General features: G+C 30.8%; 36 protein-coding genes. 26 read left to right on the top strand and 10 right to left on the bottom strand.

Features of this window, described 5'->3' with window-relative positions; all coding sequences use genetic code 11:
- Positions 1 to 47: 47 nt before the first annotated feature.
- The 3 genes from C6990_RS03570 to C6990_RS03560 all read right to left on the bottom strand — a co-directional run bounded on the left by C6990_RS03570 (position 48) and on the right by C6990_RS03560 (position 2,771).
- A complete protein-coding gene (locus C6990_RS03570) occupies positions 48 to 224 on the bottom strand; it encodes a hypothetical protein (protein WP_182128451.1) in 177 nt (58 codons plus the stop codon).
- 355 nt (positions 225 to 579) lie between these two features.
- On the bottom strand, positions 580 to 777 hold the full coding sequence (locus tag C6990_RS03565) for a hypothetical protein (RefSeq protein WP_182128448.1): 198 nt from the start codon (positions 775 to 777) through the stop codon (positions 580 to 582).
- 308 nt (positions 778 to 1,085) lie between these two features.
- The gene (locus C6990_RS03560; RefSeq protein WP_255465167.1) at positions 1,086 to 2,771 is read right to left on the bottom strand and encodes a helicase C-terminal domain-containing protein; all 1,686 of its coding nucleotides are present in this window, start codon (positions 2,769 to 2,771) and stop codon (positions 1,086 to 1,088) included.
- Between the two features lie 89 nt (positions 2,772 to 2,860).
- Between C6990_RS03560 and C6990_RS03555 the strand changes: the two genes are divergently transcribed.
- The 3 genes from C6990_RS03555 (at position 2,861) to C6990_RS03545 (ending at position 3,762) form a co-directional block, all read left to right on the top strand.
- A complete protein-coding gene (locus C6990_RS03555; protein ID WP_182128445.1) occupies positions 2,861 to 3,178 on the top strand; it encodes a GIY-YIG nuclease family protein in 318 nt (105 codons plus the stop codon).
- Positions 3,179 to 3,278: 100 nt separating this feature from the next.
- Entirely contained in the window at positions 3,279 to 3,443 is a 165-nt protein-coding gene (locus C6990_RS03550; RefSeq protein ID WP_182128443.1) for a hypothetical protein, read from the top strand.
- 55 nt (positions 3,444 to 3,498) lie between these two features.
- A complete protein-coding gene (locus tag C6990_RS03545) occupies positions 3,499 to 3,762 on the top strand; it encodes a hypothetical protein (RefSeq protein ID WP_182128441.1) in 264 nt (87 codons plus the stop codon).
- 39 nt (positions 3,763 to 3,801) lie between these two features.
- Here the strand turns inward: C6990_RS03545 and C6990_RS03540 are convergent, their stop codons facing one another.
- From C6990_RS03540 to C6990_RS03530, 3 genes are all read right to left on the bottom strand, one after another.
- Positions 3,802 to 4,335 carry a hypothetical protein gene (locus tag C6990_RS03540; protein WP_182128439.1) on the bottom strand — a complete coding sequence of 178 codons (534 nt, stop codon included), beginning with the start codon at positions 4,333 to 4,335 and terminating at the stop codon, positions 3,802 to 3,804.
- Positions 4,336 to 4,419: 84 nt separating this feature from the next.
- Positions 4,420 to 4,623, bottom strand: coding sequence for a hypothetical protein (locus C6990_RS03535; protein ID WP_255465162.1), 204 nt, complete (start codon positions 4,621 to 4,623; stop codon positions 4,420 to 4,422).
- Between the two features lie 562 nt (positions 4,624 to 5,185).
- On the bottom strand, positions 5,186 to 5,326 hold the full coding sequence (locus C6990_RS03530) for a hypothetical protein (RefSeq protein WP_182128437.1): 141 nt from the start codon (positions 5,324 to 5,326) through the stop codon (positions 5,186 to 5,188).
- 115 nt (positions 5,327 to 5,441) lie between these two features.
- Between C6990_RS03530 and C6990_RS10975 the strand changes: the two genes are divergently transcribed.
- A complete protein-coding gene (locus C6990_RS10975) occupies positions 5,442 to 5,570 on the top strand; it encodes a hypothetical protein (RefSeq protein ID WP_255465160.1) in 129 nt (42 codons plus the stop codon).
- 135 nt (positions 5,571 to 5,705) lie between these two features.
- Positions 5,706 to 7,226 (top strand): 5'-nucleotidase C-terminal domain-containing protein, encoded by a 1,521-nt coding sequence (locus tag C6990_RS03525; RefSeq protein ID WP_182128435.1) that lies wholly within the window; start codon positions 5,706 to 5,708, stop codon positions 7,224 to 7,226.
- Between the two features lie 125 nt (positions 7,227 to 7,351).
- Here C6990_RS03525 and C6990_RS03520 read toward each other — a convergent pair whose 3' ends face one another.
- On the bottom strand, positions 7,352 to 8,254 hold the full coding sequence (locus C6990_RS03520; RefSeq protein ID WP_182128433.1) for a matrixin family metalloprotease: 903 nt from the start codon (positions 8,252 to 8,254) through the stop codon (positions 7,352 to 7,354).
- Positions 8,255 to 8,463: 209 nt separating this feature from the next.
- Complete coding sequence (locus C6990_RS03515; protein WP_182128431.1) at positions 8,464 to 8,718, bottom strand: hypothetical protein; 255 nt, start codon at positions 8,716 to 8,718, stop codon at positions 8,464 to 8,466.
- Between the two features lie 63 nt (positions 8,719 to 8,781).
- On the opposite strand from C6990_RS03515, the gene C6990_RS03510 reads away from it, so the two are divergent.
- The 7 genes from C6990_RS03510 (at position 8,782) to C6990_RS03485 (ending at position 12,224) form a co-directional block, all read left to right on the top strand.
- The gene (locus tag C6990_RS03510; RefSeq protein WP_182128429.1) at positions 8,782 to 8,985 is read left to right on the top strand and encodes a hypothetical protein; all 204 of its coding nucleotides are present in this window, start codon (positions 8,782 to 8,784) and stop codon (positions 8,983 to 8,985) included.
- 41 nt (positions 8,986 to 9,026) lie between these two features.
- The gene (locus C6990_RS03505; protein ID WP_182128427.1) at positions 9,027 to 9,617 is read left to right on the top strand and encodes a hypothetical protein; all 591 of its coding nucleotides are present in this window, start codon (positions 9,027 to 9,029) and stop codon (positions 9,615 to 9,617) included.
- Positions 9,618 to 9,650: 33 nt separating this feature from the next.
- Positions 9,651 to 9,989 (top strand): hypothetical protein, encoded by a 339-nt coding sequence (locus tag C6990_RS03500; protein ID WP_182128425.1) that lies wholly within the window; start codon positions 9,651 to 9,653, stop codon positions 9,987 to 9,989.
- A 132-nt stretch (positions 9,990 to 10,121) separates the two neighbouring features.
- A complete protein-coding gene (locus tag C6990_RS03495) occupies positions 10,122 to 10,268 on the top strand; it encodes a hypothetical protein (RefSeq protein ID WP_182129128.1) in 147 nt (48 codons plus the stop codon).
- A gap of 213 nt (positions 10,269 to 10,481) precedes the next feature.
- Positions 10,482 to 10,607 carry a hypothetical protein gene (locus C6990_RS10970; RefSeq protein WP_255465159.1) on the top strand — a complete coding sequence of 42 codons (126 nt, stop codon included), beginning with the start codon at positions 10,482 to 10,484 and terminating at the stop codon, positions 10,605 to 10,607.
- A 125-nt stretch (positions 10,608 to 10,732) separates the two neighbouring features.
- Positions 10,733 to 10,966, top strand: coding sequence for a hypothetical protein (locus C6990_RS03490; RefSeq protein WP_182128423.1), 234 nt, complete (start codon positions 10,733 to 10,735; stop codon positions 10,964 to 10,966).
- A 142-nt stretch (positions 10,967 to 11,108) separates the two neighbouring features.
- Positions 11,109 to 12,224: a tyrosine-type recombinase/integrase gene (locus tag C6990_RS03485; protein WP_182128421.1), complete on the top strand. Its 1,116-nt coding sequence runs from the start codon at positions 11,109 to 11,111 to the stop codon at positions 12,222 to 12,224.
- A gap of 117 nt (positions 12,225 to 12,341) precedes the next feature.
- Here C6990_RS03485 and C6990_RS03480 read toward each other — a convergent pair whose 3' ends face one another.
- On the bottom strand, positions 12,342 to 13,178 hold the full coding sequence (locus tag C6990_RS03480; RefSeq protein WP_182128420.1) for a DUF5131 family protein: 837 nt from the start codon (positions 13,176 to 13,178) through the stop codon (positions 12,342 to 12,344).
- 113 nt (positions 13,179 to 13,291) lie between these two features.
- Here C6990_RS03480 and tcmP point away from each other — a divergent pair, with 113 nt between their 5' ends.
- A complete protein-coding gene (gene tcmP / locus C6990_RS03475) occupies positions 13,292 to 14,224 on the top strand; it encodes a three-Cys-motif partner protein TcmP (protein WP_182128418.1) in 933 nt (310 codons plus the stop codon).
- A gap of 69 nt (positions 14,225 to 14,293) precedes the next feature.
- On the opposite strand, the gene C6990_RS03470 is transcribed toward tcmP, so the two are convergent.
- On the bottom strand, positions 14,294 to 15,214 hold the full coding sequence (locus tag C6990_RS03470) for a hypothetical protein (protein WP_182128415.1): 921 nt from the start codon (positions 15,212 to 15,214) through the stop codon (positions 14,294 to 14,296).
- 202 nt (positions 15,215 to 15,416) lie between these two features.
- Here C6990_RS03470 and C6990_RS03465 point away from each other — a divergent pair, with 202 nt between their 5' ends.
- The 13 genes from C6990_RS03465 to C6990_RS03405 all read left to right on the top strand — a co-directional run bounded on the left by C6990_RS03465 (position 15,417) and on the right by C6990_RS03405 (position 22,916).
- Positions 15,417 to 15,614, top strand: a complete 198-nt coding sequence (locus C6990_RS03465; RefSeq protein ID WP_182128413.1) for a hypothetical protein — start codon at positions 15,417 to 15,419, stop codon at positions 15,612 to 15,614.
- On the top strand, positions 15,607 to 15,819 hold the full coding sequence (locus C6990_RS03460) for a hypothetical protein (RefSeq protein WP_182128411.1): 213 nt from the start codon (positions 15,607 to 15,609) through the stop codon (positions 15,817 to 15,819). The genes C6990_RS03465 and C6990_RS03460 overlap by 8 nt, the downstream gene beginning before the upstream one ends.
- On the top strand, positions 15,819 to 15,980 hold the full coding sequence (locus tag C6990_RS03455; protein WP_182128409.1) for a hypothetical protein: 162 nt from the start codon (positions 15,819 to 15,821) through the stop codon (positions 15,978 to 15,980). The genes C6990_RS03460 and C6990_RS03455 overlap by 1 nt, the downstream gene beginning before the upstream one ends.
- A gap of 1 nt (position 15,981) precedes the next feature.
- Entirely contained in the window at positions 15,982 to 16,233 is a 252-nt protein-coding gene (locus tag C6990_RS03450; RefSeq protein ID WP_182128406.1) for a hypothetical protein, read from the top strand.
- Entirely contained in the window at positions 16,230 to 16,574 is a 345-nt protein-coding gene (locus C6990_RS03445; RefSeq protein ID WP_182128404.1) for a hypothetical protein, read from the top strand. The genes C6990_RS03450 and C6990_RS03445 overlap by 4 nt, the downstream gene beginning before the upstream one ends.
- 2 nt (positions 16,575 to 16,576) lie before the next feature.
- The gene (locus tag C6990_RS03440) at positions 16,577 to 18,508 is read left to right on the top strand and encodes a hypothetical protein (RefSeq protein ID WP_182128402.1); all 1,932 of its coding nucleotides are present in this window, start codon (positions 16,577 to 16,579) and stop codon (positions 18,506 to 18,508) included.
- A complete protein-coding gene (locus tag C6990_RS03435) occupies positions 18,495 to 18,761 on the top strand; it encodes a YozE family protein (RefSeq protein ID WP_182128400.1) in 267 nt (88 codons plus the stop codon). The genes C6990_RS03440 and C6990_RS03435 overlap by 14 nt, the downstream gene beginning before the upstream one ends.
- Before the next feature lie 435 nt (positions 18,762 to 19,196).
- Positions 19,197 to 19,457: a hypothetical protein gene (locus tag C6990_RS03430; protein ID WP_182128398.1), complete on the top strand. Its 261-nt coding sequence runs from the start codon at positions 19,197 to 19,199 to the stop codon at positions 19,455 to 19,457.
- 261 nt (positions 19,458 to 19,718) lie between these two features.
- Complete coding sequence (locus C6990_RS03425; protein WP_182128396.1) at positions 19,719 to 20,306, top strand: hypothetical protein; 588 nt, start codon at positions 19,719 to 19,721, stop codon at positions 20,304 to 20,306.
- A 3-nt stretch (positions 20,307 to 20,309) separates the two neighbouring features.
- Positions 20,310 to 21,392, top strand: coding sequence for a hypothetical protein (locus C6990_RS03420; RefSeq protein WP_182128394.1), 1,083 nt, complete (start codon positions 20,310 to 20,312; stop codon positions 21,390 to 21,392).
- 109 nt (positions 21,393 to 21,501) lie between these two features.
- Positions 21,502 to 21,888, top strand: coding sequence for a hypothetical protein (locus C6990_RS03415; RefSeq protein ID WP_182128392.1), 387 nt, complete (start codon positions 21,502 to 21,504; stop codon positions 21,886 to 21,888).
- Between the two features lie 39 nt (positions 21,889 to 21,927).
- Positions 21,928 to 22,332, top strand: coding sequence for an HNH endonuclease (locus tag C6990_RS03410; protein WP_182128390.1), 405 nt, complete (start codon positions 21,928 to 21,930; stop codon positions 22,330 to 22,332).
- A gap of 116 nt (positions 22,333 to 22,448) precedes the next feature.
- A complete protein-coding gene (locus C6990_RS03405; RefSeq protein WP_182128388.1) occupies positions 22,449 to 22,916 on the top strand; it encodes a hypothetical protein in 468 nt (155 codons plus the stop codon).
- The last annotated feature ends 350 nt before the right edge of the window (positions 22,917 to 23,266 follow it).

Here is a 23,266-nt window from a genome sequence, read left to right as displayed (position 1 = left end):
ATCCAACTCATCGGAGATTTGGCAACCGTTTTGAGAATGTAAACGGATTATTCTGTAAACAGTTGCTTTTTGAGATCACGAACCAAGATTGACATTTTACAACTTTTACATCCAAGCCAATCCTTGTTTTTGGATTTTACTGTTGTCACTAATACAAGCGATGGTCTTCTGCAATTAGGACAATCTGCGACCAGTTCTTTTTTGGCTATGTACTGTAAATTCATATCAATTATTCCTCAAAATGTTATATAACTAGTGATAAGATTTCTAACTAGTGCTAAAATTTAATTTTTCAGTACGACTGTATATCTAAACAAGGATAGTTAATTATGATGAAGTTTAAAGTTGCAAACAAGTGCATAACTTGTAAAAAAGAATTTCATGATAGGCATAGCCAATATTGTTCAATTAAATGTGAGATGTTAGATGTATCATGTAAGATTTATCATTACACTATCTGATAATTTTTTAACTCTATATGACAAATTTATTTTGTTCTCTAGGAATCCAAAAATCTATCCGTGCTAAATTAGCATGACAATAAATCGCACAGATATAAACCATTTTTAAAAATCCTTCTTATTCCAATCCTTTTTCTAATTTTATTTTTCGAATAACTTCTTGAACTAGTTCTTCGTCTTTTACAACCAAATCATAAAGTTTTTTCTTATACTCCTCATTGCCCCATTTTTTTAGTGCAAACATCTCTTTTACTAATTTTACAATCTCAGACTTGTTTCTCTGATGGTCACGTTTTGCTATATCAGCCCCTTCCATGAATTATTTTAATGAATAATTAATTTAAGAATGTTCTAAAATACGTCTATTTTTTGTCTTTGAGAATTTTTCAACATTCATCCATAGATAAGAGACAAAATCTTGGTTCCAGTCAAACTATATAGATTATAGAATTATCATAATTTATTGTCCATGTAGATAATAGCATTAACTATAAAATAACATCATGAAATTAAGTGATCTTGATTTTGACATCATTGAAGGTTATGATGATAGTGCAGATTATGACTTTGATGACAAGATAAAATAGAATATAGTTTTTTTAATCTAAAAAATATCATCATCTATTATTGGTTTTCAATACCCAAGACATCATAGTATGCCTTTGGAATCATTTGTTGACCCTTGAAAAGTACATTGTTTACAGCAGTGTCCAAAACATATGTCTTTGCCCAGTCATCATCACTACGAATAGAACGACCAAATCCTTGCAAAATTTTAGTCAGTGTTTGGGCAGTGTACCATAACGGAAATTTATTCATCTTTGCACGGGTTCTCTTTTCAGTATAATTCGGGTATGGAACTTTAGCAATTATTTGAAATCGTGATAGTTCATCCTTCAGGTCAACACCCTCCCATAAAGATGAAGACAATAAAACACCATTTGGATCAGATGCGTGTTCGGAAATTACATCATCTTGTGATTTTCCATCCTTGTTTCTACTATGACAAATTCTAATTCGAGATGCATTTTTTGGAGAAAGGGATTGAAGAATTTTTTGGCATCTAGGAATGGATGATGTTAGAATTAATCCTCGTTCATCTGAATGCTCATCTAAAATTCTATCAATAGTTTTGATGACTTCAAGCTCATCTTCATTTGTAGAGCCATAACTTAGTCTTCTGACATTTAGTAGATCTATTGTTCTATTTTCAATTGGGAATGGTGATTTTTCTGTATCAACAAATGCAACATCATCTTTTTCTAAGCCCATGTTTTCACAAAAACTTGATTTATCAATTGTTGCAGACATGAATAATTGATAATCGGTTTCAAAAAATTCATTAGCAAATTTTGAAACATCAATAGGCCTTACAGAGATGGTTCTGAAATTCCCATTGAAATCTTTAACAGGGTCATTTACAACAAAATTTTCTTTATCTGTCATAATATCAATTTTAGCCTGTGCAGAGCGATTATACCTTCTTTCAAGACCACTAATCAACTCATAATCAGGTTCTTTTTGAAATGCAGAATTTTCTTTGATATCTTTAATTTTTTTCGCATAAGAATATGCCATGTCATCAGTTAATTTTATGACAGAATCTAAATCAGTAAAATCATATTTTTCAGAATTTAAATTACATTCGTCTACCTGACCACTGAAAATATCAAATCCAACAAACTGTATAATTTGATCCTCAATTTTATGTGCCTCATCAAATACAGTTACCTTTCTATCAAGATAATCTTCAAAAAGTTTTTTGTTAAATTTCATTATTGTGAAAAATGCGTGGTAATTCCAAAGAGAGTGATTTGACGTCAGTGCATCATATTTTTGTAAATAATAGTGACAGGATTGAGAATCCTGAGTTTTTTCCTCCACCTGCTTTATTGTTGGCTTAAATTTACAGACCTCAACTACTTCTTTTCCGTTTTTACTTATTCTCTCTTGACATACACCTTTATCACATGTCAGGCCCCATCGCATTGCTCGTCTATCATTCTCTACTTTTTCTGTCTCCATTAATTTCATACATGGAAAGTTTTGTTTACCCTTAACAGGTTTTAAAAACGGAATATCTTTGATGTATTGATCTTGCAAATGCTTTGATGCCGTAACGGTAAAAGAACTATCAAAATAACTTGAAACTGTGGCTCCTACAAGTGATTTTCCAACTCCTGTTGGTGCACACAAGATAATTTTTTTAAAACCAGATTTTAGATTCTCCTCAATTTTTGAAATGATCTCTTTTTGAATTTGACGTGGGTTAAATTGAGTAGGGAATTTTTCTAAAAGAGACAGGATCAAATCTAATTTTTCTCAATATTAAAAGCATGAAGGTTCTACTGATATCATACAATAATCTACTTTAATATCTAGTACAGCTAACTCATATCATGGAATTATTAGATGACAAAATGAGAGTTTGGCTTGAAAGTGCAAAATTTGTAAAACCAAATCCAGGGGTGTATGTTCTCTATAATAGAAGTAAAGACCCAATATACATCGGACAGACAGATAATCTTGAGAAAACATTTACAAAATATGTAGACACTGATTTTGATGGAAATGAATGTAAACAAAAAACGCAATCATATCAAAGAGTATTTACAGAAAATCCCAAAGAATTCCAATTAAAGTTAATTGAAGACTTCAAAAATGAGACAGGTAAATTCCCTTCATGTAATTCTGAAATTCAAGTAGAAACACCATAAAGAGAATTTCAACATATCAATTGGTCTCAAATATGAAAAAATATCATCTATGAGGGGCAATTAGAGTAAATTATTAATTTAAGATCGGCATAATATGGAGATGCACCAGTGTTATTATTGTGAACAATTATTTGAATCAAAAGAACAGCTTTACGAGCACGTAGAGGTTCATTCAGATATTGAGCGAAATAAGGAAATTATGAATAGAAAAAAGAAGGCAAATCAAAATGAATCAGTCAAGCCTAAAGTAAAAAAAGTAGAGTAAAGGTTAGAATTTATCCAATTTAGGAGCAGATATAATAATTTTATTTTTAATTACTATGGATTGGGTTGAAAGGATACTTCAGAAATCATGCGACCGAACATTGACAAAAAAAGAAGTTCTGCATAGTCTATTTCATATGATTGAAGTAAATGAGAACACATTAAACCACATTCAGAAAGATACGAGGGATTTCGGTCCAGAACTTGAAGAGTTAAAGCAAACAGAAATCAGGGACTTGGATTTTCATTTAAAATATTATAGAAGTTTGGTAAATTACATTAATTCTGTCCCTGAAAATAAAATTCTTGAGCAGTCATAAAATACATGTCAAAATAGAGAACATTTAGTTTACAAAATGTTATCTTAATTTTTCAAATATTGAATTGTATTCTGATTGTTTTGCAATATTTTGTCCAAACTCTGTTTCAGAGTCATACTCTTCACGCCGTTTATCTAAAATATGCTCTAACTCTTCAACTTTTTCTGCAATTATTCTTCCTGAATCTTCTTTTGCAAATTGTTTTTGCTGCTCCTCGTTTTGACCTCTAGTAGGAAATCGTTTACCATAAAACGCATTTTGTAAACTTTGCAGATTTTCACGTTTTACCAGTTCAGCTAGATCAAAATGACCCTGCTCGTGTTTTAATAAATCATCAGTATCTTGTGAAATCCTAAACCATGACAAATGTGGAAAAAATTCTACAGACAGAAGAATATTCTCAATTATAAAAAAAATATCATTGCCTATTTTTTCAGAATTTACCGTCCAGGTAAATCGATATTTTATCACGCTATGAGAATCCTCAAATGTTGCAGGATTTGATTCTGCCTTAAAATCAGACCATTTAAGAAATGTCTGCTTTGTCCAAACTATTACTTCATTTTCACTCATATCATACTGCATTTTTGGGAGGATAAAATTATTGAGATTCACACAGATTATACAGTCATCGTTGAAATTACATCACAATTAATATCAAAAACGCTTCCCATCACGTCCACTGAATTTTCCAAATGGTTGAGATGCGTCAAATCCAAGCCAATTGTAGTCATTATTTTCTAATGATTTGTGGAATTTTTGATGTTCGATTAGTTCTGAATCCCCCCAATTTCCCGCGTGAATAAACTCACAATTTTCAGATTTTTGATGAATTATGGCACCCTTACATTTAATGATCAACAGATAATAGGTTAGTTTCCATCACAGAAAAATTTATTGTAAAAGAAAAATGTTTGACGGCAAACGAATTCTAGGGGTATGGTCGGTTAAGGCAAACGTAGGAATACCGTCAAACGGATGACTCAATATACAATATGTGTAGATGTCTAAAAGAAACTGTGTGTGCAGTTTGAACATCCTAAAACTAGGCTCAATTTGTCAAAAAATTGGAATTGGATCGTTTTTTCAACCCATTTTGATCAAAATTCAAGACATGTTTTATTTTAAGAATTTTTGAATATTCAAATCAATAGAAATAATGAAAGCAAGATGATTGCTTGTTTGAAATCCAACCGTAACTCCCAAAGAGCCGATGCAAAAGGAGTTCAAACATGCTTGCTTTCATCTTCTAAACTAAAAAATTCAGGCATTAATTTTATTGTAAATTTAACTCAAATTTCCAATTAATTAAAGAGAATGGATGCCAAAATCTAAGGTAAGAATGTTCCAATTAAAACTAGAAAACTTACAAGCAATGTAAGAGCAATAAATCTGATCAGTATAGAGTTCAACATTTTAGAATCTAATCAATTTCGTATTCTGCGTGATCACATTTTGGGCAATAGCATTCAGTTGGAATGTTCTGGGTTTCATTTCCTCGCCTTTTGATTTTCTGAGATGTAATTTCCATTTCAACATCACATTTTTTACAAATCTTAGTCATTAGTTTTCTGTAATATATACGAGTTTTAGAGTATTAAAGTTTAGAATTTACAAAGTCATTACCACTAGCCATTTTTTGAGAATTAATTGATATACCACATCTATAAAAAATAATCATGGTAATGAAACTTGATGAAAAGAAAACATTGATAGCAGGATTCTTGATTACACTTGCAATTACAATACTTGGAGGATTTATCCTTACTACATTTCTAATGCCTGATTGCAAGAATGTAATTTGTTAATTCTACAGCATTATTGATGAGTATAATTTACAAACGTCATTTTAATCCTAAAACATCAAATTCATAATCATTCTCAATCAGAACAATCCTTTAAAAATTCATTGACACTAAATAGAACTATTTGAGAACAAAGATGTGGATAGAATTCTAAAAAAAATCACATCAAAATCAAAAAATAGTCTGGTTATTGTTCATATTACTGATACATATTTTCTAAAAGAATCAAAAATTGGAAATAAAATTGATTTGCCTGGATTTGCAAGGATTTATGGAGTTTTAGAACTATTGTCTAAAAAATTTGGAGAAGAAAACATCCTATTTTTGCACGGAGGTGACTTTCTTTTTCCATCTTTTCTAAGCAATCACTATAAAGGAAAACAGATGATAGACATTCTAAATCAGTGCCGATTGGACTACTGCACATTAGGAAATCATGACTATGATGGAGGATCAATGATTTTAGAAAAGAGAATCCATGAATCAAAATTCAAGTATTTAATAACCAATTTAATTCCCCCAAAAAATATCTCAAAAAAAATTTTGCAGTATGATGTATGGCCAAAGAAAAATCCACAGATTGCAATAGTTGGGATTTCAGGTAAAATGACTGCAACCAAGGCTGCTGAAAATGGATTTAAAATAAAGGACATGAAAAAATCACTTCACAGCACATTAAATGAAATCAAAAAGAAATTCCCAGAAATTAATTTACTTGCAGTCTTATCTCATATGGGAGATTCTGAAGATGTTGATCTAAAGAAAAATCTCAATAATATGTGGTCGGGAAACTCCATAGTATTTGGAGGTCATGATCATAGCCAAATAATTTCATACCGCCCAAAATCAGACAAGTGTATGATAGTAAAAGGACAGTCAAATGCCAGAACAATTCAGATGATGGTTTTTGATGAAACTCCAATTTCAAAGAAAAAACAAAATTTGAAAAAGAAATTATATGTTTTACACTCAAAGCAATATCAAGAAATTCCAGCATCAAGAAATATAGAAAATAATATTGAATCTTTGTATAGTAAATTAAAAAAACAAAATAAGCTTCCATCAAATAAAATAATTAAAAAATTTCCGCACAAGGTAATTTTAGATGGTACAGAACTATCACTGAGAAAGGGAACAACAAATCTAGGTAATTTCATAACCGATTGTCTAAAGTATCATACCAATGCAGATATTGCGCTGATAAATTCGGGACACTTTCGAGGAGACAGATTATTTTTAGAAAAATTAAGAATGTCTGATTTGTATCATACATTTGTAATGACGGATGCTGGAAAAATTATAGTTACAAATCTTAGTAAAAAAGAGTGCATTCTTTTATTAAAACATGCATATCGTCAGACAGGAAAGGGAAAGATTTTACAGTTCTCAAAAAATACTTTGCAAATTCTGAAAAAGTCAAAAAACGAAGAAGGGTTCAGAGTGGCACTAATACAAGATATGTTATTTACAAACGAAGACGGATTTGCAAGCATTATAGCTAAAAACAGAAAAACGAATATCCAGGATTTACGAAAAAAATTGAAAAAAGATATTTTAAAAAATACAAATTTGGTAGAGGGAATAGTAAAAACGGCTTCTCAGGTAAAGTATGATCCAAAAATGAGGCTAAAAGTTAAGCCGAAAATAAGTTGGAAGTAGAATAACAATAGTGAATCTATTAATTTTGGAAGAATTTAGCATAATCTATGAACACTAGATTCTACATTACCATGGGAATATCAGTAGCAGCATTGGCAGTAGGATTTATTTTATTATTCGGATAATTATTGTAAAATTTCAAAGTTAGGGTTACAACCCAATTGGTTAACGATTTCATTAATTTTGTCAATCAGAATATTTTGTTTTTGAATAATTTGATTAATTTTCTCAGTTTTATCTTTTAGATTATTAAATAACTCAGTAGCATCACGGTATTCATCTGATGATAAAGATCGGTCTTCATAATACTGATAATCTTTGAGAAGTTTATCATAAAGTAATTTCTCATCGGATAATTTTTTTTCCAGTGATTCAATTTCTTTCTTTATCTCTTTTTGCTCTTCAACTAAGATTTTCTGACCAACATACAATTCATCGAATCTTTGAGGTACTACATATCCCAAATTATCAAATGATTCTTGAGGAGATTCATGAGAATACATCAAGTGACCGGTTTCATTGGTATGACCAAGTTTTAATGCATGACCAATTTCATGCATCAAAATATTTGTAACCATATTCTCATCATTCTGAATAAAATTTTCATTACAATCAAGAGATCCAACTGAGATATTCAATACGCAGTGACTTAGTATTCCAAATAAAACTGAATTACATGTTGCAAGTCCTGTATGTGTAGGAGTTGAAAATTCCTGCCACTTTATCTCGATGTTAGGATTTTTTGATTCAACAAATTTCAATTGAGGATTGTTGTATTCCCAAGTGGCAATTGCCTTTTCCAAAGCAGATACTGGAATTTCCTTGTTTGGGATTTCAGGAGGGTCTTCGTATGAATAATAAATTATTTGTTCTTCTTGTGAAACTAAGACATTTGATATTTGTTGGATATTTTCAATTGAAGGGGTTAGTTTTACAGAATTATTTTCAGTTCCAAATGGAAGCAAATCTGCATACCATGCATATCCAATTATGCCAATAATTAAAAAAATTACAAAAAATCCTTTCAATACCTAGGCAAGAATCACATCAATACCTAAAACTTTCTATGGAAAAATCAGTAAATCCAATGATTGAATAATTTGACGGTATGAATCAATATTTGCATACTTTTTTTATTTTAAAGATATTATCAAAAATAAGGTATTGCCATAGATAAGCTGGGATGTTGGTGATCCGATACGACATTGATTACCAATTCATCTGTGGCCAAAAGATTTCAATTAGGATGAGAGTTTGAAAGATAGTTTTCAAGCTCAACTTTTGAATATAATCCAGTGTTAATATTTGCTAATTTTCTCACATCTTGAAATGCAGGACATTGATTGTCTATGCAAAAAAGTTCCTCACAAATTGGACATTGGATTACCACATGATTTCCCCAGTCACATTCAATTTCATCAATCATTTCAAAAGAGACAACATCATTGCAAGTACATCTCAATTTATTTTTGAATTTATCATTCAGATTCATGTAGAATGTATTAAAAAATTCAAATATAATTTATTAATAATCAATTAAAGATAAAATTTACAATTGACTGAATGCCCAACATGCAAACTCTTAATGGAATCTCACTCCACATCAGAATTGATGGAATGCTGTATGAAACAAGTTGGAGAAGAATTTGAAGAAGAGCAATCAGGAAAATGCCCTAATTGTAAACATGACATAAAAAAGCACAACGACAAGGAACTTGCTGAATGTACTCTAGAATATCTCAAATCAGGAATTAACTAGAATAAGATAGGATTAAACATTGGAATGATGAAAAATTTGTATTGGATCAGAGTACAAGGAAATTAATTGATAAATTTTCACCAATGTGGACCAATAAACAAATTTGGGAATTTGAACAAATTAATGAAGAACTGAGATTCGATATCGTTTATGCCAAACCAGGAGAATATAACAAGCAGTCATGGAAATCAAAATTGGCATTTACTGATTCCGAAATTAGAGATGTGACTGTAAGAACTTTTGATAATCTCATAGACGGAAATGAATTGTGGATAGCATCCAAAGGACAAGATAAACTTGACAACCAACACATACCATACCTCATGGCTGTAATGGCAGATATAATGATCGAGGAGGAAATTTGCCTCAATTTTAGATTAGAAGAGGGCTATTTGGCAGTGGCAATTGATTCCAATGCAGACGTTATAGATTGCAAAGAATTCTTTGAGGGGTTTTATCATTTAGCAACAGGTTTCAATTATGATACAGACACAGGAATTCCAGATGATGAAACAGAGGCAGAAATCTACCTAACACGACTGCAAGAGGAATTTGATGAAAAAATGAAAGAACGGTTAGGCGATAAATATTTGCCAGGAAATAATGATCCTGACACCATTAGTGCCAAATGATTACTAAAATACTAGGAAATACCGGGAAAAATATTGTCTGAGAGAAGGTCATTTAGAAGATTCAAAAAAGAACCTTCGTTAACAACTGAGCAAAAAATAGAACAATTCATTTTAAGAAATTCAAAAAACGGCTATTTTACCAAAGTCTCAACCATTCATTACAAATTTGAGATTTCAGAAGATACCGCATGGAACATTGTGGGTCAATTACTATCAAGTGGAACCATAGAATCAATTCATGATGAATTTACAGGTGAAATGAAATTATGTGAAACTGGGAAAACATACATGATCATGGATTTAGAAAAAAAACGTAAAAGAGAAAAATACAATTCAGGAAAAAGGAAAAAACCTATTTCAAAAAAAAAGTAACAATAAACGGCATCACATCCAAACTCTTAATTTTATTCATATAGAAACATAATACCATGGACAACGATGAAAATCTTCCTGCACAATGTCACCCATTAGTCAAATCAAAAAAGAAGAAAATTGAGATTAAAGATGAAGCAGTGTAAACTATGTGGAACCCCCCTGGGAAAAGAACCCACTACCGAAGAATTATCCAATCATTGGAAGAAACATCATAACTGGCATTGGGAAGCCAATAAAGAGAAATCACCCGAAAACGCATTACTGAAAAAACGATAGAGATGACGTCTTGGAATAGTGATCGTTTATAGCATGCCTAAACCACTACACGAAGGCGTCAGTATGATTACAGGCTCAAGATATAAAAGAAATTTGAGTTAGTTAGCTAACATGTGTTTAATTAAAAGCAAAAAAAGAAACTAATTTTCACAAATCTAATAGAGTCATTTATCAATTTAAAAAACAATAATTTATCATGGGAGGTCGATTATTTTGAGAGAGGATTTTGCAGAATACACAAATTGTCCAACATGCAATCAAGCCTTGATTTTTTGTGATTGTAATTGTCCTTTTTGTGGAAAGCGTGAAGAATGTGAGTGCGAGATAAAGACATTATAACTCACATCCAATATTATTTTAAAAATTTTGAGTTAACATCATGCTTAACTGAATACGGATTTTAAACTAAAAACTGTGAAAAATTTTACTCTAAATCTGTAATAGGCATTATTGCAGTATGGAGCATGTCAATAATAGAGGCATATGATATCAAGGCACGAAAAAAAGTGTCAATGAAAAACCCACAACCATATCTAATGAAGAATGGCTCATGGGCACTCAAAGGAACTAGCGCAGAGACTGGAATCAACCTATTCAAAATTGTCGGAAAAAAGAAACCAACAGTAGGCCAGTCAAAGTATCAGGCATTCAAAAATTTGTTTACTAGCAGACAATGTGAATGTGAAAAAATGTGCTAGTTGGATTTTTTTTAATATTTCAGTCAACCACAATCAAATTTTAGTACAAATATTTTTCTCAGGTTAGAATTAGAAAGCACCATTTGACCAACATTGTCATATTAACACCCCGTTTTATTAAATTAAAATGGGCACAAATGACATGAGTTTATCCGTTTTTGAAGATGAAGATTGGCTAGACAGAATGTATAGGAAATCAGAATCAGATAACACTAGAACTTGTGCAAAAACTTCTTTGACCATGTTTGAGTATTTCTGCACAACAAAAAAGACTACAAAAATCAAAATGATACAATACTATCAAGAATTATTCAACCAAAATAAGCCTGATATTAGAAGAATTTGCCTGTCTTTAGACAATTTCATACAATTTCTAAATGAAGATCATGATGAAATAATCCTAAACAAGATTGGTCAAAAACTATTCAAGAAAAAAAGTCCTAAGACGATTAAAACCTATTTTTCGTTTTTGAAGTCATATCTAAGACAATGTCATGGAATTAGAATTACAACAGATGATGTTAAAGATTACATTCAATTTCCAAAACAAAGACGAGAACAGAGAAGGCCACTTGAACTAAAAACTGTCAAAAAAATCATGAATTATGCTAGTCCAGCAAGAAAAGCATTGTATTATACACTAATTTCTAGTGGTATGAGGATAGGGGAATGTCTAGCATTAAGGAAAAAAGACTTTCATCTAAATGAAAACCCTGTAAGAATCACACTAGAAGCAGAAATTACCAAGACTAAAGAAAGTCGTGAAACCTACATCTCAAATGAAGCATTAGAGAAATTAAAGTCAATTCTTGAAAAAAAGCAAGATAATGATCTAGTATTTTCAAACACAGAAATTCCTAGACAGGCAATTAATACAGAAGAAGCCTACTTTCTTCATCTTAGAGAAAAACTAGGATTAACAGAAAAATATCCAAACAGCACTAGGTTTATTGTAAATATTCATGCCTTTAGAGCATATTTCCACACTAAAGCAAGCCAAAAGCATGGTTCAGATTATGCAAATGCACTAGATGGTCATAGTGGTTATCTAAAACAGTATTATAGATTATCAGAAGAAGACAGAGCCAAAAAATACAAGGAATTAGAATCCGAGTTATTTGTAGAATCAATACAATTAGAATCAGAAAAGAAGAAAGACAAAATCATAGAGGATCTGCAAAAAGAGATGTCCAAAATGCAAGATGCCATGATCAGAGCAAATATTCTAAATGAATCTGGAAATGTCAAACAGGATTGAAGTAGCACAATAACTTTATTTTTTATTTTCGAAATCAACTAAAACCTTAGCATCATTTGATACTAAGGAAAATAATGGTAAAAGGATTATAGAGTAACAATCCAATAGAATTTATGATTAAATATTCACAAGATGAGATTTTTGTTTTGATTTAATTTTTAAATGACAAAACTTTGCAAATTCTTTTTCATCATATTCAACTTCTTTCAAAATATTTTCAACGTCTATTATCTTAGGATATTGATCATAAGTTCTACCATTTAGTGTTCTGCCACCAGATTTAGGTCTAAATCCACCCCATTGTTTGAAGAAAACAGCAACTTTTTGTTTTTTACATTGTTTGATAATATCTACAATCCATTCCTTCTTGACAGGTCTAAACTTAGCACCACTCTCACCACCAACAATCACCCAATCAATATCAGTTAAATCTAATTTACCCATTGAACCTAACAGAGGTTCTATACTTAGAAATCTAGTATGACATCTTACCTGTCTTAACGCATCTATTCGCCATTTAGAATCTCCATTTTCAACACTTGTGCCCATCCAAATATGAGAAGGAATAACATCGCCAAAATAATTTTCAAAGAATTTAGAAAATTCACTCATAGTATCAGGACGTTTTGTTAGAACTTGATACACATGATGATTTCCCTTCAACATTACATTAAAACAACTACCTATGTATTCCATTCTTGCATCTTCATGAAAAAGATCAGACATACTATTGACAAAGACTTTTTTTGATTTCTTCCATGTTAAAGGAAGTTCTAAATCTTGAGGTTGCTCAGTAAATTTAAAATTATTTTTGTATTTTTTGACACCCATTAAGTTTAATCGATTTGATAATTTTTCTGCATAACAATTTTTACATCCAGTAGAAATTTTTGTACAACCTGTTGTAGGATTCCATGTTGCTTCTGTCCATTCGATTGAAGATGAATTAGACAATACAATTTATTATCACGGCTACCCATAAACCTTCCTAGGTAATGAATTGTTTACAAAGGATTAACTTTTTTACAATTTCTTTAATATAATAGAATCTTAAATTATGAACAATAATGAGTTCTAAAGGATTTGACCCTTATGAATGGGCAAAAGAAAGACTTGAAAAATTAATTTCTAAAATTGAAACCATAAAAAAAGATGGTCTAAAAACATCACCGGGTGATGTTTGGTCTATCAAGAAATTTTTTGTGATTGATTATTGTATTGGTGGATTTGTTCCTATTTTCAAGAAATGGTTTAGACAATTTTATTATGTAGATACACATTGTGGTTCAGGAATTATCAAATTTAAGGAACGAGAATTAGAAGATGAACGTTTTCCCGGAAGTGCATTAGTGAGTCTTTTCAAACCAGATGAAAAATCATTTACAAAATATTTCTTGTTTGATGATGAAGAAGAATCAATTAATGCACTTACAAAAAGAATTTCAACACTTTCTGATTCAATAGGATCAAAATCCATTATTGCAGAAAAGAAAGAATTTTCAGATTCTATTACTAAAATACAAGAATTGAACAATCGTGGAATCGCATTTTTAGTAGTTGTAGATCCTATAGGGTTTAGAGAAATCAAATGGAATTTAATGGAACAATTATTGAATGTAGATACTGCTGATGTTATCTTTACTTTTATGACTCATGTAATTGCTAGACATCGTTCAAACTGTACATTAGATAATAGTTATGGGAAATCATTAACAGAATTTTATGGAGATGAAAGTTGGGAAGAATCTACAAAAGGAGAAGAATTAATGAAGATTTATCGAAATAAAATTCAGACCATCAAGAAACATGTTTACGATATACCTGTTTTTCAATCTGGGAACCAGATTGCATACCACATAATTATTGCAACAAATAGTGATGGTGCACGAAATATAGTTGAATCTGCAAGAAAAATTACTCAGGTGCAAACAAAAATGATCGATGGTGGGTTAAAGGTAGTTACAAACAAACGAACTGAAATTACTGATTTCTTTGAATAAAATAGTATATTCATGCCCATATTACCAGATTTTAACCGATAGGATCGATTGATCCTATCGATATGTAATCTAAATTGTTAAAATACTCTCTATTTCTTTTACTGATTCACGCCTATAATCAAGTATTTTGTTCTTCCACAATTCAAACCATTCTGTAAGATTTGTTCGTTCAAAGAACTTACTCCATTCATAATTTTGAAATGATATTATTAATTCTACATAAAATAAAAATGAAACATAATCTGCATAATTTTCTTCTATATTATTTATATCAGAATTAAATTCATAATTTTCAATCTCATTTATGATGAAAAATTCTTTATTTAATCCATGCTTAATTTGTTTGATATTGATATTTTCATCTATTTCTTTTCCTATGTTATACAATTTGTAATATTTTTCATGATGTCTTTTTTCTAATGATTTTAGATCATTTAAAATTCTAATTAATTGATATTCGCCAGCATATGTTTCGGTTTCATATTGTCCTATAAATCCCTCAATAGCATTAGTTAAACAACTACACAATCTATTTTTATCAAAATCTTTTGATAGACTATTCCATTTTATTTTTGAAAATAGTTTCTTATGGTTTTCAAGAAAGTTTTTACAATCTTCCGGACTTGAATCTCCTACTTCATTATACCATACTAAAAAAGGCGTATCCCAATCATCAGTTAAATCATATAAAATTAATTTTTTATCAATTCCCAAAACTTCTATGTATTTGCTCAATACAGATTCAAAGGATAATGTTGTTTTGATTTTGTTTTCTTTATTGAAATAAAAAAGCACTAGTTTCCAAAAATTTTCTATTGATAAATTTTCATTATCACATATTATTGGAATTTTTATATCATTATCATCACCTTTTCCAATTACTGTGTAAATTCCCTCATCTGTAAAAATGTAGAATGTTTCTTGTATTCCACTCTTTTTTTCTTTCTTGAACTTTCTATTGTATTCTTGAATAATTCCATAACCAATCAATGATTTGATAGCATTGTGAATATCGGCCTTGTTTTGACTAATCCCATTTTTTAAAATCATTGGTCTAGAAACATATCCGGTTGTAATCAATAGATCCAAAATTTTGAATTGTAATTCTGGTGTTTTACCATCCCAGTAATGTATAGGCATTCTTAATATTTACTACACTTTCCCTATATATTAAGTTGTAATATAACGTATTATGCGACAAAATATCTCAATTTCATTAGACATACAGACACTTGAATCAATAGAAAAAAACCGTCGTCTGATTACAGTTTCACGCTTTATCGAAGAATGTGTATTAGAATTTTTAGATAAAAAAGGAGAGGGATTTTCCCACCCAAAAGGAAAGAATCCCACAACCACCCGAATTAAGAGAGGTTCTAACAATGCTTAGGAATCCTGATTTTAAAAGACGGGTGCAAAACAAGCATACTCCTAATGATGCAGTATATTTGAAAATTCCAGAAACAGGTAAAAAATTTACTTGCCCCTTCTGTTCCAATTCGGGAAGGCCAAAAGGATTTCGTCATCTTTGGAGTCTTTATAATCACATTTGTTACAACCACAATCAAAAATCTTTGTTAGGAGATGATTGTTAATGGCAGATTTACGTAAGTGTTGTAATCAACCTTCAAAATTTTCAATCGTATATGATGCAGGAAACCAACAAAAACAGGAATTGTTAATCTGTGATTTTCATTACAACTGTGATGAAGTATTTAGAAAAAACATTTTGAAAATAGAAGAGGTGTTAGATTAATTTGCCATTCAGATGTCTTGATCCTAATTGTTGGAAAAGTGAAGTAATAGAACGTAATGTTTCACGAAGTGAAGCATATATTCACGTAAAGAAAAAACAAAAAGAAAAACTAATTGAAATTTTACAGTTATATTATATTGTGCCAAACTTGAACCTGTTTTCAAAATGGACAATTTACAATATGTTTACCGATTTATGCTTTATTGACGTTCAAGAAAAGTTACTTCAAAATTTAATGAGAAATAAAGAATGAAATTTATTTTCAAACCATACAATCATTTTATCATTAGAGAAATTGCAAATCTTTCAAAAGAGAACTTTACAAAACTATTCTTAAATTTAGAAGAACATTTCGTTATATGGTCAAATGGTGTATTGTTACATCTTACTGAATTTGAAGGTTCTAAGAAAGATAAAACAAAATATTTTGAGTTTGTACATTATGCTGAATGTCCAAAACTACCTGAATTTCTAGAGCATAACGGATTCAAATTAGAAGTAATTGATGTATCAGAATCAAGATTTCATAGAGATTTTGTGGAATGGCTCAAACATACTGAATTTTGGAAAAAATCACAAGGTGATGAATTATAAAAATGAAATCAGGTGATCATACAGAAAGTAGAATATGTGATTTATTCAAAGACTTTTTCAATTCATTCAAAGTGGATAATGTGTACAAATATGTAGTTTTGATAGATGGTATTAGGGCAAGTGATACACCTGTTGAGATTGATTACAATGATTTCAATGATGAACTCAAAAAAATATTTTCAGTTTATAGAAAAGATAATGTACATAGAAATCTGTACAGGGCAATCAAAGAAGTATTACAAGTTAGTATTGGTTCATCTGTTGATGGGTTAGTTCATGAAAATCGAATTAAATTTACAATAGTAAATCATGATAGGTTTTCAGGCGTATTTGAAAAACCACAGACATTAAACGAATCACCTATCATCAAACTTGATAAAGATAAAGACGAGAAAATACCATCAACTGTCAAAGTATTCAATGTTGGAAAAACTCTGATCAGAAAACAGGTAAAATCAGAAAACGATACTGAACAAATAGTTATCAAAGTAGAATTAAATGAAAAGCCACATTGGATTGATATTTTTTCACCTACCTTTCAACAACTGATTAGAGTAAAAACACAAAACATCTATGAAGAAATCTATGCAGAAAGTACATACAAAGCAGGAATTACAAACTTACATGCTTATGCGTTATTGAATGGTACAAAAACAAAACCTGTTTTTAGTAGAAGTGCATTTGTTGATGATTGTTTGTATTATGATTTACAAAATCAAAACGGTGATGTGTACAGGGTTTCAAAAAATGAAATCACTAAAACCCAAAATGATGATGACGGTTCACCAATATTTCTAAAGTCACCAAGTGCCAAAACTATTCAAAGCATGCAGCAAGAACCAACATTTGACAATCAAAATGTATTGGATGATTTTGTTAAATTATGTAGGATTCAAGAACAAGATAAAATTGTATTTGTTTCACATCTTATTGCATTTTTTTTAAAGGGTTTTCCAATACCGATACAGGTTTTACATGGGGAACAAGGAAGTGCCAAAACTTCTGTATCTGGTGCAATCAAAAGTATTGTTGATCCAGAGGGTGAAAATGCCTTATCATTACCTGAAAAGATTGATGATTTGGCAGTAGCATTATCAAAACGTGATTTGTCAAACTTTGATAATACTGATAATTTCACAAAAGAGATTTCACAATTTCTATGTAGAGTAGTAACAGGTACGCTCTATCCTAAAAGAAAACATTACACAAATGCAGATGAATTTAGTCTTACTTTGATGTCTAAGATTATCCTAAATGGAATTGATCCAAGTATCAATCAACCTGATTTACTTGAGCGTTCAATCTTCTATGAATTACCAAAAATTGAAAAAACTGAAAGAATGACAGATGAAAAATTTAGTAGAAAAATTGATGAGTTAAGACCTGATCTACTTGGTTTTATATTCAGTACAATTCAAAAGGCAATGGGAATAGTTGATAAAGTCGAAAAAGAATTAGATGGTTCATCATTACCGAGAATGGCCACATTTGCTATTTGGGGTGAATCAATCTCAAGGGCTTTAGGAAATCAAGATAATAAATTCATTAATCGATATTGGGAAAAGATTGATGATAGTAACCTAAACCTGAATGAAGAATATCCCCTAATCCCATTATTGTTAGATATGATGAGAAAAAACTGTAAACTTGATGAAAATAAGAAACCTGTCATACAAGTAAAACAAACAAGCCTTACCTTGATGTTTAATGATCTATGTTTAGATGAACATGGTAATATCAAAAAGAATAGTGGATTACCTGAGAATGTCAAAGAATTGGGTAAACAAATGAAACAACTAACACCATTGCTTAGAGGATTTGGTTTTGAAATAACAGTTAGTAGATATGATAAAAGAGATGGTGATTTTACAAGAGGATCTAAGATAGTGACAATAACACCAATTTCTGATGTAGGTCTTGATGGGTTTGAATAGATACAGTAATGTTAAGTCATTCAAGCAATGGTTGGTGCAGTTCATAGATGAACAAACAAGATATGGTGACTTGGCAAGAGATGTAAAAGATGATTATGATTTCCCATCAACTGATGTAAGATATGATATTGAATGGTATTTGACAATCAAATGCAATGCTTGTAATGATGCAGTAACAACTTTTCAAGATGCGTTTGATGATTATGAAAATTATGTCAAACTATCACAAATTTTGGAAAATAACGAGAAATAACAAAAACTAGCATATTTCTTTTATATACTACAAATCAGACATTTTTATTTTTTTTTTGACAACATTGACAACAAGAAATGAAAATTGATGTTGTCAGTATTTTATGCCTAGAGTATTTAATGACAACATTGACAAGCATGACAACATCATTTTTATGAAAAGTTTTTTGGAAAAAAATAGGTTGTGTGAATTTCTCATCAAATATGGGTTGTCAATGTTGTCATGTTGTCACCACGCCTAGCCCACGCCTAGAAAATTGACAACATTGAAATTAATTTGATGTTGTCAAATGGCATTTGATGTTGTCAAATCTTTAATGAGATTTTAAAAATGTCTGATCTGATTTCCATTATTTAGAAATTAACCATCATCCGTTAGGTTCATTTGATCCTAACGATAACCCGTTTTAAAAAATTACAACTTCTTTTCAAACCAATGAGAAAACGAGGTTTTATCGGAATAGTTCACAAAGGTAGTAAATCAAATGCTAGATGTGACAGATGCGACATACCATTAACTCATAGTAAATGGAATGGTGTTTCTGTATGTTATTCTGTTAGTAAATCATCTCTTGATGGTTTTATCTGCATACAATGTGCACTAGGTTATAGAAAAACAACAAAGCCTAAAACAACATCCCAAGAAGTAGATGCTTTTACCAAACATCTAAAGAAAGAACCGGTACTATTGGCATAATAATAGGCTAAATCACACTCTTTTTCTTTTGTTTATGACAATAAAACAATTAATTCAAAGTTTTTTCATAAGTAACAGCATATCAAATTAGCATTGACTAATTTGCATGAATTAGGCACAAACAGTTATCCAATAAAATAAAAAAATAATTATTTTTATGAGTAAGTACCCGTCTTATCTATATCGATTTCAATACATTTCGTATGGATATTCCTATACTAGGTAATTGTAAGAAACGCCATAAACGGGGTGTGTTGTAGTTTGGGAAAATCAGGTTATCTTCCAGATATTTCTTCGGGTTTTACATTTTGGCGTTCATACGCGGTAAATTGTTTAAAAGATAAAGATTACAACGGTGCAACTTCTGGACTTCATAACATCAATGCATTATTAACAGAAGATTACATCGTATCAGTAGATACAGAAGCATACAACAAACAAACAGAAGAAAACATATTCTATGAATGTGGATTCTGTAAGAAAGAAACAGCAGTATCAAATATTCAAGTTTGTCAGATATTGTTATCTCCAACAGATTCAATTATTTCAAAACAAAAAACAACGAACAAATGGAGATGTCCAGAATGTGAAAAATGGGTATCACAACAGAGAACCAACATAATCAAAGATAAACTAGAATCACCATATTACAGGCGAGTTGTTCCAGAATGTCCAACACATTCAATCGGTTTAGGAGATAGGCTCAACTTTTCATCAAAATTCGATAAATGGTTTTACAACTTTTTAGAGGAATTACAACACGCATTAGCACTTTACAGAATTGAGTATATTGCACAAAACGGTGAAGACATGGCAGATCTAGGATTCAAGGAGAATAGAAATTCCTAGAAAATGCCTGTAATCACTAGACAGATCAAAAGAAAAGAATCCAGAGTCAGCAAAACAGGCAAGCCGGTTGTTATAAAATGGCAAGATGCCGAGATGATAAGATCACAATCAATCAATGCATGTGTCAATGAGATTCACGAATCAAGCAAAAGCATGGGTTTTTTGAAAATTAATTTGATTGGTGCTTCAAGTTCTGGAAAATCTACACTTGCCGGTGTTTTGGCTCATCAATTACATACTCTAGATCCTACCTTTGAAGTTCATTTTTTTGAGGATAAGGACTTGATAGATTTTACAGCGACAATCCAAAAACTCTCAAAATCTAATCAGATATTGGTATTTGATGATCTTAGTGGATTAGTTTCAAAATTTGGAAAAACAGCACTTGACAGACTAAAAGCAGAAATTACAACAGTTAGACACATTGGTAAAACCAACGAAGACAGAAAAATAATTATGATTTTGAACTTTCATGCACAGAAAGTTCTAGACAAATTCATACGAATTTCAAACTTTACATTTTACACAGATTGCCAAAAAGAAGAAATCAGATATTTGGAAGAATTACTTGGGAAGAATCAACAACAAAAAATAAATCAATTTGCAAGACTAAGAGCACAATCAAGAATGTATCACAAGTTTTCTTTTCCATTGGGAAATAGGGGGGATTACTTTACTTACAAGGATGGTGAACCATTCAGAGTTTTGTTATACAACAATGGAATCACAACACGTTTTGTTGTATCTCCACAAGTTTCATGGATTCTTAAAGACAAACTTTGTCAAGTATGTAATCCGGCTGAAAAGACAGAAGAAACTAAAATGAATCTTGAGCACTTTGTATATGATTTTTCAAAGAGATTTGGAAAAGGAATTTGCAAACGTGCAATAGAATTAAAATTATTACGACAGGGAATCAACACTCAACCAAAAAGAGTACAACAGGCCGAAAGATACATTGAACAATACTTTGATGCAAAACACATCAATCTCGAAGAACTTGCAGAAAAATACGGATTAAAAGAACAAAGAACCATTCTTTTGCCATGCAAACAGCCAAACTTTAACGAGGGAATATCAAATTGATGAATTATCATAAATGTCCATACTGTCCTAGGGCTTCGTTTCATATCGAAGTAATTCAAGAGCATATCCAAAAAAGACATGGACAAATGTTACGACAAGGGGATATCCAATGATAAAAAATACCATTGAACTTTCTCGTAGTGAATATACTGACTATGTTGAGAAGATGATAACGTTTGATTTGATGAAAAGAGGAACAGATGATCAATTTATTCTCACTAGGAGAGTTCTGAAAGGCATTAAATCACTTCATGATGAGAAATTGGCCAAAACAATTAGAGAAGAATGTGGTGACACTACATTGGCAGAAATTTTTATGATTACTGCATGCGTGATAGCATCTAATAGAAATATGGCACAGATCGACTTGTTTCATATTACCAACATAATAGCCAAAAAAATTGATAAACCTATGCTAACAAAAGATCATTTTGATAATTTTATAGGATGGGTAGAATATCTTTTTCATTTTTACAATCCTGAAAATAAATTCTAAATGCTTAAGTCCATACATAATACAAAAAATTGTATCTGAATGAAACTTCCACCTAAATTTAAAAAAAATCCCAGAATACTCTTATTCATTATCGTTGCAGGCGTTATGCTTCCACTTATTGCAATTATGGGATATCTTGAAGAATTAGAAAATACAAAAACTCACCCTTCTGCCATCCTACTAATCGTAATGGTGTTTGCGTTGATGGGGATTGCCAAATTTAGAATTAAAAAAAGAGGTTATAGTGGAAAAAGACGTGGTTGGAATGAACAAGAAAAGCGACAAGTACGAAGAAGACAAAATGGTAAATGTGCAAAATGTGGTGATGTTCCACCTAGATGGGAATATCATCATAAAGATGGCCATAGAAGTAATAATTCAATATGGAATTGTCAAGGATTATGTCCTAATTGTCATTCTGTAACTACGCATGATGAACCCTAAAACATACTCTTTAGTCCTAATTTGATTAATCTGTTGATCATAACAACATCATGTAACTAATGTGATAAAATTGACAAGTTAGAAAGCATTAATTTGATAATTTTTAGATGTAAAACATGTCTTTTGATATTGATTGGCACACAAATTTTTATGGGATTTCATGGGCATATGAAAAAGACAGACTAGTAGTGTCAACAGTATTTGAAGATAAAAAAGAAGCCATTTTGATTGCCAAAGAAGTAGAAGATTGGAGTGACAAATTTACCAGATTAACAATTATTGAAAAAGATGATGATGAATTTGCCATTTGCTGCTATGAGGATCCCCAAATTTCAAAAAGCAGTACCCATGTAGGACTTTTCAGAACAGGGATGAGGCAAAGTGGAGGGTATGAGCAAGCAAAGCCCATGATTGAAGAAAAATCACCACTACTTCAAATAGCATATGCAGCAGATGTACGAGACATGAAAACCTATGAGCAAATATCAAGACTAGTCCCCATGAGGAAATGCAGAATAATATCAGAAAAAGAATTGAAAAAGCAAGAATATTTTTATGAAAAAACTGCCAGTTTACAAAATTAAATGGTGAGATTCAAAACTTTATCGAAATGAATTTCTCACCATTTATGGTCGGGTACAAAAAATAATCTATTTTAGATATAAAGAATCACTACTAATTTGTACATAGTATTGATACTGATAAATCATTCATCTGTGTTAAATAGAAAATTTCCATACTTACAGTATGCAAGATAACAATAACCAATCATCATGGGAAGAGGCAATTGGAATCTCTTGGCTCATTTCAGACGACTGAAATGTCAGGATTAAATTTCACATGCAGTTCTAACTGTTGGTGCAAACAAAAATCAGAAAACTCTGATGAAGGACTTTAGAACATCTAAAGCCTAATTTTTTCATTCATAAAATTC

Origin of the sequence: Nitrosopumilus sp. b3 (assembly GCF_014078525.1) — an archaeon.
Taxonomy (GTDB): domain Archaea; phylum Thermoproteota; class Nitrososphaeria; order Nitrososphaerales; family Nitrosopumilaceae; genus Nitrosopumilus.
The sequence above is the reverse complement of the archived record's forward strand: the minus strand, read 5'-3'. Positions and strand labels throughout refer to the sequence as shown.

Bases quoted from the DNA above. Each gene is read 5' to 3' on its own strand.
- C6990_RS03570 (WP_182128451.1), bottom strand. From the start codon at position 224: ATGAATTTACAGTACATAGCCAAAAAAGAACTGGTCGCAGATTGTCCT.
- C6990_RS03565 (WP_182128448.1), bottom strand. From the start codon at position 777: ATGGAAGGGGCTGATATAGCAAAACGTGACCATCAGAGAAACAAGTCT.
- C6990_RS03555 (WP_182128445.1), top strand. From the start codon at position 2,861: ATGGAATTATTAGATGACAAAATGAGAGTTTGGCTTGAAAGTGCAAAA.
- C6990_RS03550 (WP_182128443.1), top strand. From the start codon at position 3,279: ATGCACCAGTGTTATTATTGTGAACAATTATTTGAATCAAAAGAACAG.
- C6990_RS03545 (WP_182128441.1), top strand. From the start codon at position 3,499: ATGGATTGGGTTGAAAGGATACTTCAGAAATCATGCGACCGAACATTG.
- C6990_RS03540 (WP_182128439.1), bottom strand. From the start codon at position 4,335: ATGAGTGAAAATGAAGTAATAGTTTGGACAAAGCAGACATTTCTTAAA.
- C6990_RS03530 (WP_182128437.1), bottom strand. From the start codon at position 5,326: ATGACTAAGATTTGTAAAAAATGTGATGTTGAAATGGAAATTACATCT.
- C6990_RS10975 (WP_255465160.1), top strand. From the start codon at position 5,442: ATGGTAATGAAACTTGATGAAAAGAAAACATTGATAGCAGGATTCTTG.
- C6990_RS03515 (WP_182128431.1), bottom strand. From the start codon at position 8,718: ATGAATCTGAATGATAAATTCAAAAATAAATTGAGATGTACTTGCAAT.
- C6990_RS03495 (WP_182129128.1), top strand. From the start codon at position 10,122: ATGAAGCAGTGTAAACTATGTGGAACCCCCCTGGGAAAAGAACCCACT.
- C6990_RS03490 (WP_182128423.1), top strand. From the start codon at position 10,733: ATGTCAATAATAGAGGCATATGATATCAAGGCACGAAAAAAAGTGTCA.
- C6990_RS03485 (WP_182128421.1), top strand. From the start codon at position 11,109: ATGAGTTTATCCGTTTTTGAAGATGAAGATTGGCTAGACAGAATGTAT.
- tcmP (WP_182128418.1), top strand. From the start codon at position 13,292: ATGAGTTCTAAAGGATTTGACCCTTATGAATGGGCAAAAGAAAGACTT.
- C6990_RS03465 (WP_182128413.1), top strand. From the start codon at position 15,417: ATGCGACAAAATATCTCAATTTCATTAGACATACAGACACTTGAATCA.
- C6990_RS03460 (WP_182128411.1), top strand. From the start codon at position 15,607: ATGCTTAGGAATCCTGATTTTAAAAGACGGGTGCAAAACAAGCATACT.
- C6990_RS03455 (WP_182128409.1), top strand. From the start codon at position 15,819: ATGGCAGATTTACGTAAGTGTTGTAATCAACCTTCAAAATTTTCAATC.
- C6990_RS03445 (WP_182128404.1), top strand. From the start codon at position 16,230: ATGAAATTTATTTTCAAACCATACAATCATTTTATCATTAGAGAAATT.
- C6990_RS03440 (WP_182128402.1), top strand. From the start codon at position 16,577: ATGAAATCAGGTGATCATACAGAAAGTAGAATATGTGATTTATTCAAA.
- C6990_RS03435 (WP_182128400.1), top strand. From the start codon at position 18,495: ATGGGTTTGAATAGATACAGTAATGTTAAGTCATTCAAGCAATGGTTG.
- C6990_RS03430 (WP_182128398.1), top strand. From the start codon at position 19,197: ATGAGAAAACGAGGTTTTATCGGAATAGTTCACAAAGGTAGTAAATCA.
- C6990_RS03420 (WP_182128394.1), top strand. From the start codon at position 20,310: ATGCCTGTAATCACTAGACAGATCAAAAGAAAAGAATCCAGAGTCAGC.
- C6990_RS03415 (WP_182128392.1), top strand. From the start codon at position 21,502: ATGATAAAAAATACCATTGAACTTTCTCGTAGTGAATATACTGACTAT.
- C6990_RS03410 (WP_182128390.1), top strand. From the start codon at position 21,928: ATGAAACTTCCACCTAAATTTAAAAAAAATCCCAGAATACTCTTATTC.
- C6990_RS03405 (WP_182128388.1), top strand. From the start codon at position 22,449: ATGTCTTTTGATATTGATTGGCACACAAATTTTTATGGGATTTCATGG.